Origin of the sequence: Pseudomonas sp. BCRC 81390, from assembly GCF_030341915.1 — a bacterium.
Classification (GTDB): domain Bacteria; phylum Pseudomonadota; class Gammaproteobacteria; order Pseudomonadales; family Pseudomonadaceae; genus Aquipseudomonas.
This window is the reverse complement of sequence record NZ_JATAAG010000066.1, coordinates 569,900-590,594: the sequence shown is the minus strand read 5'-3', so window position 1 is coordinate 590,594 and position 20,695 is coordinate 569,900. Positions and strand designations below refer to the sequence as shown.

Genomic DNA, 20,695 nt, shown 5'->3' with positions numbered 1-20,695 from the left:
CGCAAGGCCGCTCCCACAGCAGACCGCGACAAGCTGATTGACCGCGGCGCTTGTAGGAGCGGCCTTGCGCCGCGAAAGGGCCGCGAGGCGGCCCCGGCACGTTGGAATCAGACCACGCCTTGCGCCAGCATCGCATCCGCCACTTTCACGAAGCCGGCGATGTTCGCACCCTTCACATAGTTGATCCGGCCATCGGCCTCTTCGCCGTAGTGCACGCACGCATGGTGTATCGACTGCATGATGTTGTGCAGCTTGCTGTCCACCTCGCCGGCGGTCCACAACAAGCGCATGGCATTCTGCGACATCTCCAGCCCCGACACGGCGACGCCGCCGGCGTTGGAGGCCTTGCCCGGGGCATAAAGGATGCCGGCTTCGAGGAATATATCCACAGCCGCCAGGGTAGTAGGCATGTTGGCGCCCTCGGCCACACAGACACAGCCATTGTGCAGCAGGGTGCGCGCGTCTTCGGCGTCCAGCTCGTTCTGCGTGGCGCATGGCAGGGCGATATCGCACGGCAGGCTCCACGGGGTCTGGCCCTTGCGGAACTCCAGGCCGAACTGGGCGGCCAGCTCGCTGATGCGGCCACGCTTGACGTTCTTCAGTTGCATGACCGCATCCCACTGGGCGTCGGTCAGGCCGGCTTCGGCATACAGGGTGCCTTCGGAATCGGACAGCGAGATGACCTTGCCGCCCAGGTCCATGACCTTGCGCGCCGCATACTGGGCCACGTTGCCCGAGCCGGAAATCGCCACGCGGCAACCGTCGATGCGCTTGTCCTGGCGCTTGAGCATTTCTTCGGCGAAGTACACGCAGCCGTAGCCGGTGGCTTCCGGGCGGATCAGGCTGCCGCCGTAGGTCATGCCCTTGCCGGTCAGCACCGAGGTGAACTGGTTGGCCAGGCGTTTGTACTGGCCGAACATGAAGCCGATTTCGCGGGCCCCCACGCCAATGTCACCGGCAGGCACGTCCAGGTCGGCGCCGATGTGGCGGTACAGTTCGCTCATGAACGCCTGGCAGAAGCGCATCACTTCGGCGTCGCTCTTGCCTTTCGGGTCGAAGTCCGAGCCGCCTTTGCCGCCGCCCATGGGCAGCGAGGTGAGGGAGTTCTTGAACACCTGCTCGAACGCCAGGAACTTGAGCACGCCGAGGTTGACCGACGGGTGGAAGCGCAGGCCGCCCTTGTACGGGCCGATGGCACTGCTCATCTGGATGCGGTAGCCGCGGTTGACCTGCACCTTGCCCTGGTCATCGACCCAGGACACACGGAACAGCACGGCGCGCTCCGGCTCGACCATGCGCTCCAGAATGCCGGCTTGCAGGTAATGGGGATTGGCTTCGAGGAACGGCCACAGGCTGCGCAGTACTTCTTCCACCGCCTGGTGGAATTCAGGCTGGGCCGGGTCGCGTTGCTTCAGGCGTGCGAGGAAATTGTCGACAGATTCGATCATGGTAGACATCTCACCAAGAGGATTGGACTTTTTGGTTTTTTCAGGAATGTACCAAGAAGCAATCGCACCGGAACAGGGCAAAATGTCGTTTTTTTGAAATTATTTGGTGCGTTTTCTATAACTGTATACAACCCAACCATCAGTGCTGGCTTTTTCGCGGGTAACCCCGCTCCCATAGGGGGGCTGCATAAGCCCCAAGGCTGTGGGTTCTCTGTGGGAGCGGGTTTACCCGCGAAGAAGCCAGCACCACTTTCCAGCCAGGCACAAAAATGGGGCCACCAAGGGCCCCATTGTTGTGCAGCAGAATCCGGCTTACTGGGCCAGCTTCTTGTGCCGTACACGGTGCGGCTGGGCAGCAGCATCGCCCAGGCGCTTCTTGCGGTCGGCTTCGTACTCGGTGTAGTTGCCTTCGAAGAACACCACGTTCGAGTCGTCTTCGTACGCCAGGATATGGGTGGCCACACGGTCCAGGAACCAACGGTCGTGGGAAATCACGATCGCGGCACCTGGGAAGTCCAGCAGGGCTTCTTCCAGCGAACGCAGGGTTTCGACGTCGAGGTCGTTGGACGGTTCGTCGAGCAGCAGGACGTTACCGCCCTCCTTCAGGGTCAGGGCCAGGTGCAGGCGGCCACGCTCACCACCGGACAGGTCCTTGACGAACTTCTGCTGGTCGCCACCCTTGAAGTTGAAGCGGCCCACATAGGTACGCGACGGGATCTCGTAGTTGCCGATGCGGATCACGTCGGAACCATCGGAAATCTGCTGGAACACGGTCTTGCTGCCGTCCAGGTCTTCACGGCTCTGGTCGACGCAGGCCAGCTGCACGGTTTCACCGATCTCGATGCTGCCCGAGTCCGGCTGCTCCTTGCCCATCAGCATGCGGAACAGGGTCGACTTACCGGCACCGTTACCACCAATCACGCCGACGATGGCGCCTTTCGGCATGGAGAACGACAGGTTGTCGATCAGCACGCGGTCACCGTAGCCCTTGGTGACGTTCTTGAACTCGATGACCTTGTCGCCCAGGCGCGGACCGGCCGGGATGTAGATCTCGTTGGTTTCGCTGCGCTTCTGGAATTCCTGCGATTGCATTTCCTCGAAGCGCTGCAGACGGGCCTTGGACTTGGACTGGCGGGCCTTGGCGCCTTTGCGCACCCACTCCAGTTCCTCTTTCATGGCCTTTTCATGGGCGCTCTGCTGCTTCGATTCCTGCGCCAGGCGCTCGGACTTGGCTTCCAGCCAGCCCGAGTAGTTGCCTTCGTACGGGATGCCGGCGCCGCGGTCCAGTTCCAGGATCCAGCCGGCGACGTTGTCGAGGAAGTAACGGTCGTGGGTAATCGCTACCACGGTGCCCGGGAAGTCGTGCAGGAAACGCTCCAGCCAGGCCACCGAGTCGGCGTCCAGGTGGTTGGTCGGTTCGTCCAGCAGCAGCATGTCGGGGGCCGACAGCAACAGGCGGCACAGTGCCACACGGCGCTTTTCACCACCGGACAGGTGCTCGATGCGCGCATCCCAGGCCGGCAGGCGCAGGGCGTCGGCGGCAACGTCCAGCTGGCGCTCCAGGTTGTGGCCGTCGGCGGCCTGCAGGATGGCTTCGAGCTTGGCCTGCTCGGCGGCCAGCTTGTCGAAGTCGGCATCGGGTTCGGCATAGGCCGCGTAGACCTCGTCCAGGCGTGCCTGGGCGTCCTTGATCACGCTGACCGCTTCCTCGACCACTTCGCGCACCGACTTGTTCGGGTCCAGTTGCGGTTCCTGCGGCAGGTAGCCAACGTTGATGTCGGGCATCGGACGGGCTTCGCCGTCGAATTCCTTGTCGACGCCCGCCATGATCCGCAGCAGGGTCGATTTACCGGCGCCGTTCAGGCCGAGCACGCCGATCTTGGCGCCCGGGAAGAACGACAGGGAAATATTCTTGAGAATTTCCCGCTTCGGCGGCACGACCTTGCTCAGCCGATGCATGGTGTAGACGTATTGAGCCAAAACCAAGCCCTCTAATCAGATAGGTAAAGACATCGACGATCGCCCCGGCGCGCTGGCCAGGGGGATGTGTTTACGGGGTGTCATTGAACAAAGTCGACCATTCTACGCCAACGCGCAGCGTTGCATAGCAGGGGCGGATGGTGGGGGGGGATCGGGGGAACCTATTGCCTGTACCGGCCTCTTCGCGGCTAAAGCCGCTCCCACAGGTACTGCACAGTTCTCGAAGGCAGTGATGATCCCGGTGGGAACGGCTTTAGCCGCGAAAGGGCCGGTACAGCTGCAGATGACTCAGACGTGACGCTGCTTGGCCTTGCCGCGTGGCAGCCGGCAACGCTCGCCCTGCTCTGCCAGGCGCGCGGCCCAGGCTGCCTTGACACTGAAGCCACCGGCACGGGCCGGCTGTTGCGCCACCTTGGCCAGCTGGGCAGCAGGCACGTTGACCACCTTGGCGGCCGGCTTGCTGGCCGCGGCTACGGCAACTGCCGGTTCTGCTGCCGCCTTGGCGGTCTTGCGCAGTTCAGCCAGCGACGGGCTCTTGCTCTTGGCGGCGGTGGCCACCTCGGGTTTGCTCAGCGAACGCTGGCAGGACTTGCACGATACGTCCTCGGTCACGGCAGTGCTGACAAGGGTCTGACTGCTGCGCCCGCAGGCGGAATCGAGGCCATTGGTGGAAAAGTGAGTAACCAAAACCGAACATCTCCGATGCGTTGTCATGTGAAGCGGGCGCTATTCTCGCACAGGTCGCAGGGGCTTGCCGAACCAGCGGGCCGGCACCATCGGTCATATCGGCTGGCACTTTGCCATAATCCTAGGCATGCTAGCCCGTTTCGGGTGTCCGGCCTTATAGTGCGCCACTGCGGTCTGGCAACCAGACACCGGCACATACCGTGCATCATTAACCCCTGCCATCGCCAGCCCAATCGCAGGATCAACGCTTGACCAATCTTACTCATCCGCCGTCATTGCGTTCCGCGCCACAAGCGCCTGCGGGCTCCCTGCGCGGGTCGATCAAGGGTGCGCTGGCGCTACTGGCCCTGATCCTGCTGGGGCTGCTGGTGTGGCAACTGTTCGCCCAGTTCAGCCATACCCAGGCCGACCTGCGCAAGAAAACCCTGGAAGGCACCGCCGAACTGGCCGACCACTTGGGCCTGAACCTGGCGTTCAAGGCGCAGCAGGCCGTGAATGTGCTACAGCCCTACGCCAATGTACCGGCGCCGAAAGCCTTGCCCGGCGTGCTGGCCAGCCTGCGCGGGCACCTGCCGGACCTGCAGAGCCTGGCCTGGCTGGACGCTGCCGGGCAGGTGCAGGCCGACAGCCTGTCCGGCAGCCCTGACCGCCAGTTGATTGACGAGTTGCTCAATCTGAGCCAGGGCCACCCGTATTTGTTCAGCAACTCGCCCGACAACAGCTCCGTCTACCTGATACTGCGCCAGGCCGACGACGACGGTGGCTCCTGGTTGTTGCGCCTGGCGCCAGCGTACTACCGGCCCCTCGTCACCTACCTGGATGGCCCTAGCCGGCCGTTATGGCTGCTGGAAAACAGCCGCAGCGGCGAGATACTGCAACGCCATGCGCCAACCCCGACCAGCAACGCGCCACTGCAGAGCGTGATGCTGGCCTTCGTCGACAACAGCACCTGGCAACTTCGCGGGTTATTCGACGCCAAGCTGGCGCGCCAGACGCTGCTGCCCGCGTTGCTGGGCAAATGCCTGCTGGTGCTGCTCTGCGCAATGCTGCCGGTTCTGGCGCTGATCAACATGCGCCGTCGCCAACGGGCGCTGCAGGAAGACCGCCGGCGCTACCAGGAAATTTTCGAGGGCACCGGCGTGGCCTTGTGTGTGCTCGACCTGTCCAGCCTGCCCGGTCAACTCGACCGCTACCACCTGCGCAACCGCGCCGCGCTCAAGCACAGCCTGGCCCTCGACCCGAGCCTGCGCCGCTCCCTGCTGCTGGAGCTGAAGATCACCGAGATCAACCAGGTGGCACGCCAGTTGTTGAACATCGAGTGCCATGAAGGGGCCTGGCAGCGCCTGATCGAAGGCACCGGCGACGGGCGCGACAGCGTGGGCATGCAGCTGATCGATGCGCTGATCGAGCAACGCCCGTCGCTGGAGCTGGAAGTGCGCCTGCCGGCCCCGCTGGGCGGCGAGCTGCACCTGTGGCTGATGGCCCGTCTGCCGCAACAGCGCCGTGATTACCAGGCAGTGATCCTCAGCATCAGCGATATCACCAGCCGCAAGCAGGTGGAGCTGTCGCTGCTGGAGCGTGAAAGCTTCTGGTCGGACGTGGTGCGCACCGTGCCTGACCAGCTGTACGTGCAGGACGTGCTCAGCCAGCGGATGATCTTCAGCAACCGCCATCTCGGCCAGACCCTGGGCTACGACCGTACCGAGCTGGCGCAGATGGGCGACCGATTCTGGGAGCTGCTGCTGCACCCCGAAGACGCCACGCACTACCAGGCCCTGCGCCAGCAACAGCGCGACAGCGGCCATGACCAGCCGCTGCACTGCCAGCTGCGCTTCCGCCACCGCGATGGCGGCTGGCGCTGCTACGACATTCGCGAACAGGTGCTGACCCGTGACGCCGATGGCCAAGTCACACGCATCATCGGCGTGGGCAAGGACGTGACGGTGCAGATCGAGGCCAGCCAGTCGCTGCGCGACAGCGAGCAGCGCTACCGCATGCTCGCCGAAAGCATCAGCGACGTGATCTTCTCCACCGACAACCTGCTCCAGCTCAACTACGTCAGCCCCTCGGTGCAGAGCGTGCTGGGCTACCAGGCCGACTGGATCTTCAGCAACGGCTGGCAGTCGATCATCGCCAACCCGGCACAGCTCACCGGCATCTACAGCCTGATGGAGCGTGTCAGCAAGGCCATGGGCGATCCCGCGCAGCTGGCCCTGCTGCGCAGCCAGCTGCCGACCCAGCTGTTCCTGTTCGACTGCCTGCGCGCCGATGGCCGCAAGATCCCCATCGAACTGCGCCTGGTGCTGGTGTGGGACGATGACCAGCACTTCGAAGGCGTACTCGGGGTGGGCCGCGACATCAGCCAGCAACGCCGCGCCGAAAAAGACCTGCGCATGGCTGCGACGGTATTCGAGCATTCGACCTCGGCGATTCTCATCACTGACCCGGCCGGCTATATCGTGCAGGCCAACGAGGCGTTCAGTCGCGTCAGTGGCTACGCCGTCAGCGAGGTGCTCGACCAGTTGCCGGGCATGCTCACCGTCGACGAGCAGCAGGAAGGCCACCTGCGCTATGTGGTCAAGCAGTTGCACCAGCGCGGCAGCTGGGAAGGTGAAGTGTGGCTCAAGCGCCGCGACGGCGACCATTACCCGGCCTGGGTCGGCATCACTGCGGTGCTGGATGACGAAGGCGACCTCGCCAGCTACGTGTGCTTCTTCACCGACATCAGCGAGCGCAAGGCCAGCGAACAGCGCATTCACCGCCTGGCCTACTACGATGCCCTCACCCACCTGCCCAACCGCACGCTGTTCCAGGACCGCCTGTACAACGCCCTGCAGCAGGCCGAACGGCAGAAGGCCTGGGTGGTGCTGATGTTCCTCGACCTGGACCGTTTCAAGCCGATCAACGATTCCCTCGGCCACGCCGCCGGCGACCGCATGCTCAAGGACATGGCCCAGCGCCTGCTGGCCTGCGTGGACGACGACGATACCGTGGCGCGCATGGGCGGCGACGAGTTCACCCTGCTGCTGCAACCACGCGCTACCCGCGAGATGGCGCTCAACCGCGCGATTCATGTGGCCGAGAACATCCTCGCCAGCCTGGTGCGGCCGTTCGTGCTGGAGAACCGCGAGTTCTTCGTCACCGCTAGTATCGGCATCGCCCTCAGCCCGCAGGACGGCAGCGAACTGAGCCAGCTGATGAAAAACGCCGACACCGCCATGTACCACGCCAAGGAACGCGGCAAGAACAACTTCCAGTTCTACCAGGCCGAGATGAACGCCAGCGCCCTGGAGCGCCTGGAACTGGAAAGCGACCTGCGCCACGCCATGGAGCAGAACGAGTTCATCCTCTACTACCAACCGCAGTTCAGCGGCGACGGCAAGCGCCTGACCGGCGCCGAAGCCCTGCTGCGCTGGCGCCACCCGACCCGCGGCCTGGTGCCGCCGGGCGACTTCATCCCGGTGATCGAGGAACTGGGCCTGGTGGTCGACGTGGGCGACTGGGTGCTGCGCGAGGCCAGCCGCCAGCTCAAGGCCTGGCACAAGGCCAAGGTGCGTGTGCCGAAGGTTTCGGTGAACATCTCCGCACGGCAGTTTTCCGACGGCCAGCTGGGCACGCGCATCGCCAGGGTCCTGGAAGAAACCGGCCTGCCACCGGCGTGCCTGGAGCTGGAACTGACCGAAAGCATCCTGATGCGCGAGGTGAACGAAGCATTGCAGATTCTGGCCGGCCTGAAAAACCTTGGCTTGAGCATCGCGGTGGACGACTTCGGCACCGGCTATTCGTCGCTGAACTACCTCAAGCAGTTCCCCATCGACGTGCTGAAGATCGACCGCACCTTCGTCGACGGCCTGCCGGAAGGCGAGCAGGATGCGCAGATTGCCCGGGCGATCATCGCCATGGCCCACAGCCTCAACCTGGCGGTGATCGCCGAAGGCGTGGAAACCCACGAGCAACTGGAATTCCTCCGCGAGCATGGCTGCGACGAAGTGCAAGGCTACCTGTTCGGGCGGCCGATGCCGGCACATCAGTTCGAGGCGCAATTCGCCAACGAGACCTTGTTCATGTTCAATTGAGCCTGCCCGCTCCTGGCATACGCGGACGCTTGTAGGAGCGGATTTGTCCGTGATGCAGGCGACGCGGCGGCTGGCACCGGCTTGCCGGTGATCGCGGTTGAAGCCGCTCCTGCAGAAGCCCGTGGCGGGGCCTGGGCCCCATGCCTGGAAAACGGACCTCAGAGTCAACTCCGATCCCCGCCCAGCCCAGACACGGCGCGGGATGCAACATGAAGCCCATTGGTCCGCGACTTGATGCCAGTTCATATGCCAGCGGCGAATCAATCGGTTAGAATGCCCCCCCAATTCACCCCGATCCTTGAGGACCGCCATGTTCAGCCGTGATTTGACCATTGCCAAGTACGACGCCGAGCTCTTCGAAGCCATGCAGCAAGAAGCTCTGCGCCAGGAAGAGCATATCGAGCTGATCGCTTCGGAAAACTACACCAGCCCGGCAGTCATGGAAGCCCAGGGCTCGGTCCTGACCAACAAGTACGCCGAAGGCTACCCGGGCAAGCGCTACTACGGTGGTTGCGAGTACGTCGACGTCGTCGAGCAACTGGCCATCGACCGTGCCAAGCAGCTGTTCGGCGCCGACTACGCCAACGTCCAGCCGCACGCCGGCTCCCAGGCCAACGCCGCTGTGTACCTGGCCCTGCTGTCGGCCGGTGACACCATCCTGGGCATGAGCCTGGCCCACGGTGGCCACCTGACCCACGGCGCTTCGGTCAGCTCTTCGGGCAAACTGTACAACGCCATCCAGTACGGCATCGATGCCAACGGCCTGATCGACTACGACGAAGTCGAGCGCCTGGCGGTCGAGCACAAGCCGAAGATGATCGTTGCCGGCTTCTCGGCCTACTCGCAGGTTCTGGACTTCGCCCGCTTCCGCGCCATCGCCGACAAGGTCGGTGCCTACCTGTTCGTCGACATGGCCCACGTTGCCGGCCTGGTTGCCGCTGGCGTGTACCCGAACCCGGTGCCGTTCGCCGACGTGGTCACCACCACCACCCACAAGACCCTGCGCGGCCCGCGCGGCGGCCTGATCCTCGCTCGCAAGAACGAAGAGATCGAGAAGAAGCTGAACTCCGCCGTCTTCCCGGGCGCCCAGGGTGGCCCGCTGGAGCACGTCATCGCGGCCAAGGCCATCTGCTTCAAGGAAGCCCTGCAGCCTGAGTTCAAGGCTTACCAGCAGCAGGTGGTGAAGAACGCCCAGGCCATGGCCGCCGTGTTCATCGAGCGTGGTTTCGACGTAGTTTCCGGTGGCACCCAGAACCACCTGTTCCTGCTGTCGCTGATCAAGCAGGAAATCTCCGGTAAGGATGCTGACGCTGCACTGGGCAAAGCCTTCATCACCGTCAACAAGAACTCGGTACCGAACGACCCACGTTCCCCGTTCGTCACCTCGGGCCTGCGTTTCGGCACCCCGGCCGTGACCACCCGTGGTTTCAAGGAAGCCGAGTGCCGCGAGCTGGCTGGCTGGATCTGCGACATCCTGGCTGACCTGAACAACGAAGCGGTCATTGACGCCGTACGTGAGAAGGTCAAGGCTATCTGCAAGAAGCTGCCGGTCTACGGCAACTGATTGGCGATTGCCTGACAGGAAAAAGCCCGGCCCAGTGCCGGGCTTTTTCGTTTCGGGCCTGCCGCGCCTGCAAAAAATCGCGACACCCTGCTGATAGTGCGTATTACCCTGTGTGCCTTTTCAGCCAGCAAGCACAGGCCGCACCTTGACCAGAGAGCAACTCGAAACCCGGCAGATCCCGATCTATTTCGCCGTCGTACTCGCCGCCGTCGCCTTCGGCCTGCTGGCCAGCGATAGCGCGCGCCTGTTGCAAGCCCTGATCACGCCCGCCATCGCCGTGCTGATGTACGCGATGTTCCTGCAGATTCCCTTCCTCGACCTGCGCCAAGGCCTGGGTAACCGCCGCTTCATCGCCGCCCTGCTGCTGGCCAACTTCATTCTTGTGCCGCTGCTGGTCTGGGCCATCACCCGTGGGCTGGGCGACCACCCGGCCATCCTCGTCGGCGCACTGCTGGTGCTGCTGACCCCGTGCATCGACTATGTGGTGGTGTTCACCCATATCGGCAAAGGCGATGCGCGCCTGACCCTGGCCGCCACACCTGTGCTGTTGCTGGCGCAACTGGCGTTGCTGCCGCTATACCTGGCGCTGATGCTGGGTGACAACGTGCCGCTCGCCATCACCCCGTTCGTGGAAGCCTTCGTGCTGCTGATCGTGCTGCCGCTGGCCCTGGCCGTGCTCACCAGCGCCGGCGCCCGTCGCTCACGCAGGGTTTCAGCGTGGAACAGCGCCTGGGCATGGCTGCCGGTACCAGCGATGGCTCTGGTGCTGATGGTAGTGATCGCTTCGCAGATCACCGTGGTATTCGATGACTTCGAGCGTTTGCTGCCGGTGATTCCGGTATACCTGGGCTTCATGCTTGCGGCACCACTGCTCGGCATGCTCGCGGCGCGCCTGCTGCGCCTGCCGGCCAGCGAAGCACGCGCGGTAACCTTCAGCGCCGCCACGCGCAACTCGCTGGTAGTGCTGCCGCTGGCGCTGGCGTTACCGGACGAGGTGCGCGGGCTGGCGGCGGCCGCCGTGATCACCCAGACATTGGTCGAGCTGCTGAGCGAACTCGTCTACGTACGGGTGATACAACGGCTGGTGCGCTGACCCGCAGGCATATGCCATCGCCGGTCAGGGGCGCTCGCCACACACGGCAAACACCTGCACCTCGACCAGGTAGCCCTCCCCCAGGTCGGCACCGACGCAGGCCCGTGCCGGTTTGGCACAGCCCTGCAACCAGGCGTCATACACCTCGTTCACCAGGTCGAAGTGCCGGTAGTCGGCGATCCATAGCTGAACTCGGGTCAACTGGTCCTTGCCCACCCTGGCCTCAGCCATCAGCCTGTCGATGGTATTCAGCGCCTGGCGCAATTGCCCCTGCACATCCTGCTGCAGGTCGTCGGCAACCACGCCAGCGGTTTCGAACAGGCCCCTGTAGCTGACCGCCAACGACATCCGCTGGCCGACCCCATATCGCTCGATCATAGGCTTCCCCTCTCAGCCCATCTGGTTGATGCACACGACCTTGGGTTGGGTCATGTCCTCGTAGGCGAACCGCACCCCCTCGCGGCCCAGGCTCCCATACTTGGAACCACCGAATGGCATGGCGTCGAAGCGGTAGTCGGACGAGTCGTTGATCATCACGCCGCCTGCCTCGATGCGCTTCGCCAGGCTCAGTGCCAAGGACAAGTCACGGGTAAACACCCCGGCATGCAAGCTGTACTCAGGGGCATTGGCCAAGGCGACGGCCTGTTCGATGTCCTCGAAGGGCGCCAGCATTACCACCGGGGCGAATACCTCTTCACGCCACAGCCGGCTGGCGTGGTCGACGCCTTCCAGTACTGTCGGCGCATAGCTGGCCCCCTGCCGCTTATGGCCACAGAGCAGGCGGGCGCCACCCTGCAGGGCCTGGTTGACGCGCTCTTCGATGTGCCGTGCAGCGGCCTCGCTGATCATCGGCCCCATGTCGGTTTCACGCCGCCCCGGGTCACCCAGCACCATGGCCTGGGTCAGGGCGACGAAGCGCTGGCGAAACGCGTCATAGATCGAGGCGTCGACCAGGATGCGCTGGGTGCCGATGCAGTTCTGCCCGGCGGCCCAGAAGGCGCCCGATACGCACGACTCGACAGTGGCTTCGAGGTCGCAGTCCTTGAGCACCAGCACCGGGGCGTTACCGCCCAGGTCCATGGCGAGCTTTTTCAGGCCCGCGCCCTGGGCAATCTGCTCGCCCGTGGCGAAGCCGCCGGTAAAGGAAACCATGCGCACATCACGCACGGCCACCAGCGCCTTGCCCAGTTCGGCGCCGCCGGTGGCAACGCTGACAACGGCTTCCGGCAGCCCTGCGTCGGTGAGGTACTGCACCAGCTTGAGCGCCGATAACGGGGCCAGCTCGGAAGGCTTGAGGATAACGGCATTGCCGCCAGCAATGGCCGGCCCCAGCTTGTGTGCCACCAGGTTGAGCGGGTCGTTGTACGGGGTGATGGCCAGGATCAGCCCCAGCGGCTCGCGGGTGAACCAGCCCTGGCGCGATTCGGAGCCTTCATAGGCATCGAAGGGCACCACTTCCCCGGCGTTGCGCCGCGCTTCCTCGGCGGACAGCTTGAGCGTGTTGATGCAGCGCTTTACCTCCTTTTCGGCCTGGCGCAGGGTCTTGCCCGCTTCATCGACAATCAGCCCGGCAAAATCGGCAGCGTCGCGTTCGATGAGGCGGGCGGCCTGCTCAAGAATGCTGGCGCGACGGTGCCGGGGCAGCGCGGCACTTTCGCGTACACCCTGGCGAGCACGCGCCAGCAGGCCCGGCACCGCGTCGGCAGTGAGGTTGGCGACGCTGCCGACCAGGCTGCCATCGTAGGGACTGTACACATCAATCAGGGCGGGTTGCTGGAAGGCTACCCGGGACACGGAAGTCAGGCTCATGAACGTAGCTCCTCAGGCCGAACGGCCAGCGGTGTGGATGGCGACGATATCCGACAGCAGGGCAAAGGCCGTTTCGACACGCCCCGCACCCGGGCCAGACACGGTCACCGCGCCCAGCAACTCGGTGTCGAACGCCACTGCATTGGTTGCGCCAGTGATGCCGGCCAGGGGGTGGTTACCCGGCAACAGGCGCGCTTCGACACTGGCGCGCACCGAGCCATCGGCCTGCCGGCTGGCACTGCCGATCAGCTTCCAACGCTGGCCCGCCGCCTGCGCCTGCTGGATCGCCGCGCTGTCGATGCCACTGATACCGCTGCAGGTGACATCGCTCACCTGCAGGCAGGCACCGAGCAGCTCGTTGGCAAGGATGACCACTTTCAGGCGCACGTCATGCCCCTCCACATCGGCCGTCGGGTCTGCCTCGGCGTAGCCAAGCGCTTGTGCCTGCGCCACTGCATCGGCAAAGCCAAGCCCTTGTTCCATGCGCGTCAGTACGTAGTTCGAAGTACCGTTGAGGATGCCCTCGAAGCCGACCAGGCCGGCGCCGGCCAGCGTCTGCCGGGCCATGCGCAGCACGGGTGTACCGCTCATCACTGCGCCTTCGTATTCGAACGATACGCCGTTGGCCTTGGCCAGGTTTTTCAGCGCCTGGGCATGCAAGGCGATCGGCCCCTTGTTGGTGGTGACCACATGCTTGCCCGCTTCCAGTGCCCAACGGCAGAAGGTTGCTGCCGGCTCGCCATCCTTGGGGTTGGTGAAGGTGGCTTCGGCGATGATGTCAGCGCCGGACTGCTTGATCACCGCCTCGTTGAATGCCTCTGCCGAACCCTGCGGGAACTGCGCCAGGGCGCCCTTCTCGGCGGGCAAGGCCACCAGCCTGGCCGCATCCAGGCCATCGCGGTCGATCACCGAACCGAGGAACAGGTCGGTGACACCGACGATCTTCAAGGTAAAGCCCAGTTCTTGCTGCCAGCGTGCGTTGCGTTCGGCGATGAGTTGGGCCAAGGCACGGTTCACGCCGCCAAAGCCAACGAGTGCGATCTTGTATTCGGTCATGGTTTGCTGTCCTTTCCAGGCGATGGGTCGATGAGGACAAGCCTATGAGCCGGGCAATGCCAGTTGAATATGGCAATCCGCTGTATTTATTGGCCAATCTGGCCAGTGCCCGAACCGCGTTCCAACGGCACCCGGAATGCACAACGCCGCCAGGGCGCAAGCCCGGGCGGCGTTGTGGTATCGCGGGTTGGGGGCAACGGGGCGGTTCAGATAACCGTGGCCAGGACGAACGAGGTCACCGTGTTCTCGACCCCGGGCATGGCGGCAATTTCCTTCCACACATGATGCACCCGCTCCGGGCTGGAGGCCTCGACGCGCAGCAGCAGGTCGAATTCGCCGCTGAGCACTTCACACTGGATCACCTCGGGGATCTGGCGCAGGGCATCGAGCACCGCTTCCCCGCGCATACGGTCGTAGCGGTAGACGAAGATCACCGCGTTGATCAACGAGGTCGGCCGGCGCCCCTCGCCAATGCGCAAGGTGTAGCCCTGGATGGCCCCGTCACGCTCCAGGCGTTCGATGCGCTGGCGAACCGCATTGCGCGACAGGTTCACTTTCAGCCCCAGCTCGGCATGGGCGATGCGCGCATTGGCGGTGAGCTCGGCGAGAATGCGCTCGTCCAGGGGGTCGAGAATGCGCTTCATCGCCGTGCCTGCAACTGGGCCAGCAGTTCATGAACCCCCGCCAGGTCCTCGGGCGCCAGCAGCGGCCCGCTGCCTGCGGCATCCGCGACGCTGGCTGGCAGCTCGCCGTGCCAGGCCCCCAGTTCCGCCAGCAGCGCGGCGGACTTTTCCGGGGCGAATTGCCCCAGGGTAACGATCGGCGCGCCAATGTTGCGCCGGTGCAGGCGCCCGGCGAATGCCCCGGTAGCCGCATGCGGGTCTACCGCAGTGCCGGTTTCCTGGAACAGCGTGACGATTTCCTCGCGGATCCGCGCGTCGTCCACGGCATACGAGTCGAACAGCATGCGCGCATGCAGCCACTGGCGGTTGCCGATGCTCAGCTCACCACAATCCTCGAAGTGCTCCATCAGCGCCCGCGTCGCCGCGCCGTCGCGGTCATACAGCTCCCAGACGAAGCGCTCCAGGTTGGAGAACAGCGAGAAGTCCATGACCGGCGACAAGGTCTGGCTGGTTGAGCCACGGCTGTAACGATTGCAGTGGATGAAGCGGTGCAAGGCATCGTTGCGGTTGGTGGAAACAATGATCTGGTTGATCGGCAGGCCCATCTTCTGGGCGAGGAAACCCGCGTAGATCTCGGCAAAACTGGCCGTGGGAATGCTGAAACCGACCGGCCGGATGCCCCCGCCCAACTGCAGCGCCGCATGGAAATAGAACACGATCTGCGCCAACACGCCGACCCAGTTGGTCGAATTGAAGCTGACCGGAATCAGCTCGGGGCACGGCCATGCGCGCAGCAGCGCCGACACCAGCGACTGGCAATCATCGAAGCTGCCAGCCACGGCCACGCAGCTGACGCTTTCGCCCGCGGCATTGCGCATCACCGCGGCCCGGTCGGGCGGCGTTCCGGCGTTGGGATACAACGCCAGCAGGCGTGCCGTCGGGCAATGACGCAAGGCGTCGATGGCCGCCACCGCGGTGTCGCCGTTGCTGGCCCCGACCAACATCACCCGCTCGCAATCGGCGCCGAGGAAATGGCGGATGAGCCGCGCCTGCAACTGCGCGGCAAAGTCCTTGGAGGAGCGGGTCGGCCCGTGAAACAGCTGCAGGATCCATTCGTTATGGCCAATCTGCTGCAACGGCGCAATGCCACGGTGTTTGAACCCGCGATAGCTGTCGCTGACCAGCGCCCTGAGGGTGGGCTCGTCGAGGGTATCGCCGACAAACGGTGCCATCACCCGCCAGGCCAGTTCATCGAACGGCAGCCAGGACCAGCTGGCGATTTCCTGCTGGCTGAAGGTTGGCACCGCAGTCGGCACGTACAGCCCGCCATCGTCGGCCAGGCCGGAAAGCAGCGCCGCGCGGAAATCAACCCGTATCTCGTTGCCACGCGTGGATGTGTACTGCATCGGTGCTCCAGGTATGTATTGATTAACGGTGAGCCATCGCCACCAACCAGTGGCTAAAGGCCTGGGCATCGCTGGACAGCGCCTCACCCAGGCCGCGTACCAGGTAGAACGATTCGCTCGCCTCGATACGCTGGGTAAAAGGCGCTACCAGCCGCCCTTCCTGCAGCAAGTCCTCGACCAGCGACGAACGCGCCAGCGCCACCCCAAGCCCCAACTCCGCCATGCGCAAGGTCGACACCAGGGTGTCGAACTGCAGGCCGCTGGAGGAATCGACCTGATCGGCGCCAACCCGCTCCAGCCAGTAGCCCCAGCCCTCCTCGTAACCCAGCACATGCAGCAACGGCACGCCTGCCAGGTCGCGTGGCTCGCGTAACGGCGAACCTGCGACCAGCGCAGGCGAGCAGACCGGCACCAGCAGGTCGCGGGTCAGCCGCTGCGCCTCCACTCCCTGCCACTGGCCGCTACCCCAGCGGATTTCCAGGTCGTCTTCGGCATCCAGTTCCTTGACCCACAGGTTGCTGATGTAGCGGATATCCACCTGCGGGTGGGCACGGCGGAAATCGGCCAGCCGGGGGGCCAGCCAGAAGTGCAGGAACGACAGGCTGCCGCGCACTTTCAGCGGCCGCCGCTGGCGTTGCCCGAAGATTTCATTGGTGCCCACCGCCAGGCGGCTGATCGCGTCCTGCACCACCGGCAGGTAGGACTGCCCTTCTTCGGTCAACCCCAGCCCCCGGGGCAGACGCTTGAACAGCGCCACCCCCAGCTGGCTTTCCAGATGCCGAATCTGCTGGCTCACCGCCCCTTGGGTAAGGTGCAGCTCTTCCGCAGCATGGGTGAAGTTGAGGTAACGCGCCGACACTTCGAAGGCTCTCAGCCAGTTCAACGGGGGCAGGGTTTTCTGGGTCATCGGCGGTTTCTCGTGGCAACGTTCCGGTGGCCTAGTATCACTCTGCTCAGGCAGGCTCGGAACCCGGCGTCACGGCTTGCAGCGGCAGCGGATGCTGCGCGCGGAACCTGCGGGTCAGCCAGTACGCCAGGTAGCACCAGGCAATGAACGGCAGGCCGAAGTACAGGGCCACGCGCTGGGCCGGGTCGAAGGCGATGCCCACGCAGGCCAGGACGCAGCAGAAAATCGCCGCCAGCGGTACGAACGGGTAGCCGCGCACGCGGAACTTGAGGTCTTCGAGCTTGCCGCCATGGGCCAGGTAATGGCGACGGAAGGCCATCTGGCTGGCCGCGATGCTGATCCATACCACCACCACCGCCAGCCCGGAAATCGACACCAGCGCCAGGTAGATGGTGTCGGGCGCGAACACGCTGCTAAGCAGCGACGCCATGCCGCCGGCCATGCTCAGGACGATGGCATTGAACGGCGTGCCACGGCGGGACAGCGCGGCATAGCGGCGTGGCATGTTGCCTTGGTCGCTGAGGGTCCAGAGCATGCGCGCGGCGGCATAGAGCCCGGAGTTGGCTGCGGACAGCAGCGCAGTGATGATGACGAAGTTCATGATGTCTGCCGCGTAGGGGATGCCGATCATTTCAAAGGCCATCACGAACGGGCTTTCCACCACGCCGGCCTGCTCGCGCGGCAACAAGGTGGCGAGGACGAAAATGGTACCGACGAAGAACAGCGCCAGGCGCAGCACCGTGGTGCGGATGGCCTTGGGTACGTTCTTTTCCGGGTCACGGGTTTCGCCGGCGGCAATGCCGATCAGCTCGGTGCCGGAGAAGGCGAAGGCCACCGCCAGCAGGGTCATGGCAATCGACCAGAAGCCGGTGGGGAACAGCCCTTCGCGGGTGAAGTTGCCCAGCCCGACACTGTGCGCCTGGGTGATCTCGAACACGCCGAGGATCGCGCCGCCGCCCACCACCAGGAAGGCAACCACCGCCAGCACCTTGATCAGTGACAGCCAGAATTCGGTCTCGGCAAACGAGCGCACCGAAATGATATTGCTGATGAACACTGCCAGGCCGAACAGGGCACTCCACAGCCACACCGGCGTATCGGGGAACCAGCGCACCATGAGGATGCCGGCGGCGGTGAATTCCGAGCCAATGGCCACGGTCCAGGTCAGCCAGTACATCCACGCCACCATGTAGCCGGTACCCGGCCCGATGTAGCGCGTGGCGTAACTGCTGAACGAGCCGACCTCGGGCATGTGCACCGCCAGTTCGCCCAGGCACATCATCACCAGGTAGACCATGATCGCGCCGAGGATATAGGCGATGACCGCACCCAGGGGCCCCGCCTGGTTGACCGTGTAGCCCGATGTCAGGAACAGGCCGGTACCGATGACACCGCCCAGCGCCAGCATGACGATATGGCGGGTTTGCATATCCTGCTTGAAGCCATGCGCAGAAGCATTTGTCGTTGTAGTTGTCTGCAGGGACATTGTGGTTTTCTCATGAAAGTTGGCGGGCAAGGACGTTGCAACGACCTCGTCTTGGCAGAGCGAAGCGAATTGCCTTGCATATTGTTTTTGTTCGACTTCATGAACTGGCACCCACCGCAAGGAACGGGTGCCACGCGCCTGCCTCAGGCCTGTACTGCGGCCAGGCCGGCGTACGCGTCACCGTGCAAGTCCTTTGCTGCGGCCAACTCCTGGCGGACCGCTGCACACGCCTGTGCCAGGTCTGCCAGCAGGTCCTCGGTGTCTTCGATGCCCACCGAAATGCGCACCAGCCCCTCGGAAATGCCCAGGGCCAGGCGTTCTTCGAGGGTGTTTTCCACATGGCTGGTGGTTCGCGCCGGGCCGTAGATGGTTTCCACCGCGCCCAGGTTGCCGGCCCGGTGGGCGTATTTCAGGCGCGGCAGCAGCTGCGCCACGGTGGGCATGCCGCCCTTGAGCACGAAGCTGACAATGGCCCCGAAGCCGCGCATCTGCGCCTTGGCGATCGCATGGCCCGGGTGCTCCGGCAACCCTGGGTAGTTGACCGCTTCGACCAGCGGTTCGCTGCTCAGGTACTGGGCCAGGGCCTGGGCGCTGGCCTGTTGCTGACGCAGGCGCAAGACCAGGGTCTTGATCCCGCGGATGATCAGATAGGCGGAAAACGGGTCCAGCGCTGCACCGTTGATCTCACGGTAGTGCCGCACCTGCGCCATCAGCGGCTCGGCACCGCAAACCACCCCGCCCAGCACGTCACCGTGCCCGGACAGGAACTTGGTGGCGCTGTGCACCACCACGTCCACGCCCAGGGCCAGCGGGTTCTGGTTCAGCGGGGTGGCGAAGGTGTTGTCGGCCACTACCAGCGCGCCGACCCGGCGGGCGGCCGCACACAGGCGCTGGATGTCCAGTACCTTCAAGGTCGGGTTGGTCGGGGTTTCCAGGTACAGCACGTCGCAGCCGGCGGCAATTTCGCGCTCCAGCGCCTCGCTGTCGAGGGTGTCGCACAGGCACACCTGCACGCCCATGCGCGGCAGGAATTCTTCGAAGATCTTGTTGGTGCCACCGTAGCTGTCGCGGGTCGACACCACGCGCTTGCCGGTGCAGAGGAAGGTATGCAGCACCGCGCTGATGGCCGCCATGCCACTGCTGAAGGCCACGGCCGACTCGGCCTGCTCCAGCTCGCACAGCTTGGCTTCCAGGGTGGCGACCGTCGGGTTGCTCATGCGGCTGTAGATGTAGCCCGGCAGTTTGCCCTGGGCCACGTCGTACCAGGCGTCGATATCGTTGTAGCCGTAGGCGGCGCTGACCACGATCGGGGGCTGGGTGGCGTTGTACGGGTGCTGCACCTGCTCGCCGCCCCACACCACGCGCGTACCGACACCGGCCGCTGCATTGCCCTCGAATTTTTCGTTGTTGTTCATATCCGGTTCCCGCACGGCTGAATTGTGTATGCCGATCAAGCATCGGCTTTCAGCGGACTATAGGGACATGGCGGGGGACTGAAAAACGATGGAATCCGGGTCTGAGTGGCGTTTTTTTTAATGGCTGGGGGCTGGGCGGGTGCGGCAGCCGCCCAGCCCCCTGATAGCCTTACGCCAGATTGCGTTTCAGCTCGGCGATGTGCTCCGGGCCGATGCCACAGCAGCCGCCGACCATGCTGGCGCCACGCTTGCGCCAGTCAGCGGCCCAGGCCAGGTAACCCGGCGGGTCAAGGTCTTCGCGCAGCTCATCCAGGCCATCATTGGCGGTGGCTTCCTTCGGCTGCGGCGGGAAGGCGTTGGCATAGGCACCGATGGCAACGTCAGCGTCGTGTCGCTCGATCACCGAGCGCGCCACATCCAGCGCAGCGCCGATGACCTCGGGCTGGCTGCAGTTGAACAGCACGGCCGCCGCACCCAGGCCGACCACCGCCTCGATGGCCTCGGCCACCGGTTCGCCGGAGCGCAGGCGCGGGGTGTCGTCCACGTCTTCGTCCTGCAAGGTAAACGACACCCAGAACGGCTTGCCGTCTTCCGGCAGGTGGGCGTGGATCGCCCGTACTTCGGCAACCGAGCTCTGGGTTTCGGCCAGCCACAGGTCGACATGCGGCGCCAGGCCCTGCAACAGCGGCGACAGCACTTCCTCGACGCGCTCGGGCTGGAACAGGTCCGGGCGGTAGGAGCCGAACAGCGGCGGCAGCGAGCCCGCCACCTTGACCGGGTGCGCGCCGACATCGGCCGCGTGCCGCGCCAGCTGCCCTGCGATATTGGCCAGTTGGCGGCCTTCCTTGGCAAAACGCTCTTCGCCAATGTGGAAAGGCACCACCGCATAACTGTTGCTGGTGATGACCTGGGCACCGGCGGCGATGAACGCAGCGTGTACGCCAACCACCGCTTCGGGCGCCTCGCTCAGCGCCAGCGCCGACCATTCAGGCTGGCGAAACGGCGCGCCACTGCGCTGCAGTTCACGGCCCATGCCACCGTCGAGAATCACCATCGCTCGCTGTTTCATATAACTACTCTGCAGGTTCTTATGAATTAAATTCATTATGTGAGTTTGGTTTATAACTATTAAATACACTTTCTCC

14 protein-coding genes and 1 pseudogene are annotated in these 20,695 nt (G+C 64.4%); 3 read left to right on the top strand and 12 right to left on the bottom strand.

Annotated elements, in window-relative coordinates; all coding sequences use genetic code 11:
• Positions 1-107: 107 nt before the first annotated feature.
• The 3 genes from gdhA to QSV36_RS19290 all read right to left on the bottom strand — a co-directional run bounded on the left by gdhA (position 108) and on the right by QSV36_RS19290 (position 4,115).
• On the bottom strand, positions 108-1,448 hold the full coding sequence (gene gdhA / locus QSV36_RS19300) for an NADP-specific glutamate dehydrogenase (protein WP_289133768.1): 1,341 nt from the start codon (positions 1,446-1,448) through the stop codon (positions 108-110).
• A 312-nt stretch (positions 1,449-1,760) separates the two neighbouring features.
• On the bottom strand, positions 1,761-3,428 hold the full coding sequence (ettA, locus tag QSV36_RS19295) for an energy-dependent translational throttle protein EttA (protein WP_186673876.1): 1,668 nt from the start codon (positions 3,426-3,428) through the stop codon (positions 1,761-1,763).
• 288 nt (positions 3,429-3,716) lie between these two features.
• Entirely contained in the window at positions 3,717-4,115 is a 399-nt protein-coding gene (locus QSV36_RS19290; protein WP_289133767.1) for a hypothetical protein, read from the bottom strand.
• Positions 4,116-5,206: 1,091 nt separating this feature from the next.
• On the opposite strand from QSV36_RS19290, the pseudogene QSV36_RS19285 reads away from it, so the two are divergent.
• From QSV36_RS19285 to QSV36_RS19275, 3 genes and pseudogenes are all read left to right on the top strand, one after another.
• Positions 5,207-8,191: pseudogene (locus tag QSV36_RS19285) on the top strand (sensor domain-containing protein); the annotation flags it as partial.
• Between the two features lie 310 nt (positions 8,192-8,501).
• Positions 8,502-9,755: a serine hydroxymethyltransferase gene (gene glyA, locus QSV36_RS19280; RefSeq protein ID WP_186689252.1), complete on the top strand. Its 1,254-nt coding sequence runs from the start codon at positions 8,502-8,504 to the stop codon at positions 9,753-9,755.
• A 145-nt stretch (positions 9,756-9,900) separates the two neighbouring features.
• On the top strand, positions 9,901-10,848 hold the full coding sequence (locus QSV36_RS19275; protein WP_289133765.1) for an arsenic resistance protein: 948 nt from the start codon (positions 9,901-9,903) through the stop codon (positions 10,846-10,848).
• A 24-nt stretch (positions 10,849-10,872) separates the two neighbouring features.
• Here the strand turns inward: QSV36_RS19275 and QSV36_RS19270 are convergent, their stop codons facing one another.
• From QSV36_RS19270 to QSV36_RS19230, 9 genes are all read right to left on the bottom strand, one after another.
• A complete protein-coding gene (locus QSV36_RS19270) occupies positions 10,873-11,196 on the bottom strand; it encodes a RidA family protein (protein ID WP_289134231.1) in 324 nt (107 codons plus the stop codon).
• A gap of 42 nt (positions 11,197-11,238) precedes the next feature.
• Complete coding sequence (locus QSV36_RS19265) at positions 11,239-12,657, bottom strand: aldehyde dehydrogenase family protein (protein WP_289133764.1); 1,419 nt, start codon at positions 12,655-12,657, stop codon at positions 11,239-11,241.
• Positions 12,658-12,669: 12 nt separating this feature from the next.
• Entirely contained in the window at positions 12,670-13,713 is a 1,044-nt protein-coding gene (locus QSV36_RS19260; RefSeq protein ID WP_289133763.1) for a homoserine dehydrogenase, read from the bottom strand.
• A gap of 206 nt (positions 13,714-13,919) precedes the next feature.
• Entirely contained in the window at positions 13,920-14,357 is a 438-nt protein-coding gene (locus QSV36_RS19255; protein WP_015268886.1) for an Lrp/AsnC family transcriptional regulator, read from the bottom strand.
• Positions 14,354-15,742, bottom strand: a complete 1,389-nt coding sequence (locus QSV36_RS19250; protein WP_289133762.1) for a threonine synthase — start codon at positions 15,740-15,742, stop codon at positions 14,354-14,356. Before QSV36_RS19250 ends, QSV36_RS19255 begins: the two co-directional genes overlap by 4 nt.
• A 22-nt stretch (positions 15,743-15,764) precedes the next feature.
• Positions 15,765-16,649 (bottom strand): LysR substrate-binding domain-containing protein, encoded by an 885-nt coding sequence (locus QSV36_RS19245; RefSeq protein ID WP_289133761.1) that lies wholly within the window; start codon positions 16,647-16,649, stop codon positions 15,765-15,767.
• 46 nt (positions 16,650-16,695) lie between these two features.
• Complete coding sequence (locus QSV36_RS19240; RefSeq protein WP_502945692.1) at positions 16,696-18,135, bottom strand: amino acid permease; 1,440 nt, start codon at positions 18,133-18,135, stop codon at positions 16,696-16,698.
• A 143-nt stretch (positions 18,136-18,278) separates the two neighbouring features.
• A complete protein-coding gene (locus tag QSV36_RS19235; RefSeq protein ID WP_289133759.1) occupies positions 18,279-19,550 on the bottom strand; it encodes a cystathionine gamma-synthase family protein in 1,272 nt (423 codons plus the stop codon).
• Positions 19,551-19,719: 169 nt separating this feature from the next.
• Positions 19,720-20,604 carry a homocysteine S-methyltransferase family protein gene (locus QSV36_RS19230; protein WP_289134229.1) on the bottom strand — a complete coding sequence of 295 codons (885 nt, stop codon included), beginning with the start codon at positions 20,602-20,604 and terminating at the stop codon, positions 19,720-19,722.
• Between the last annotated feature and the right edge of the window lie 91 nt (positions 20,605-20,695).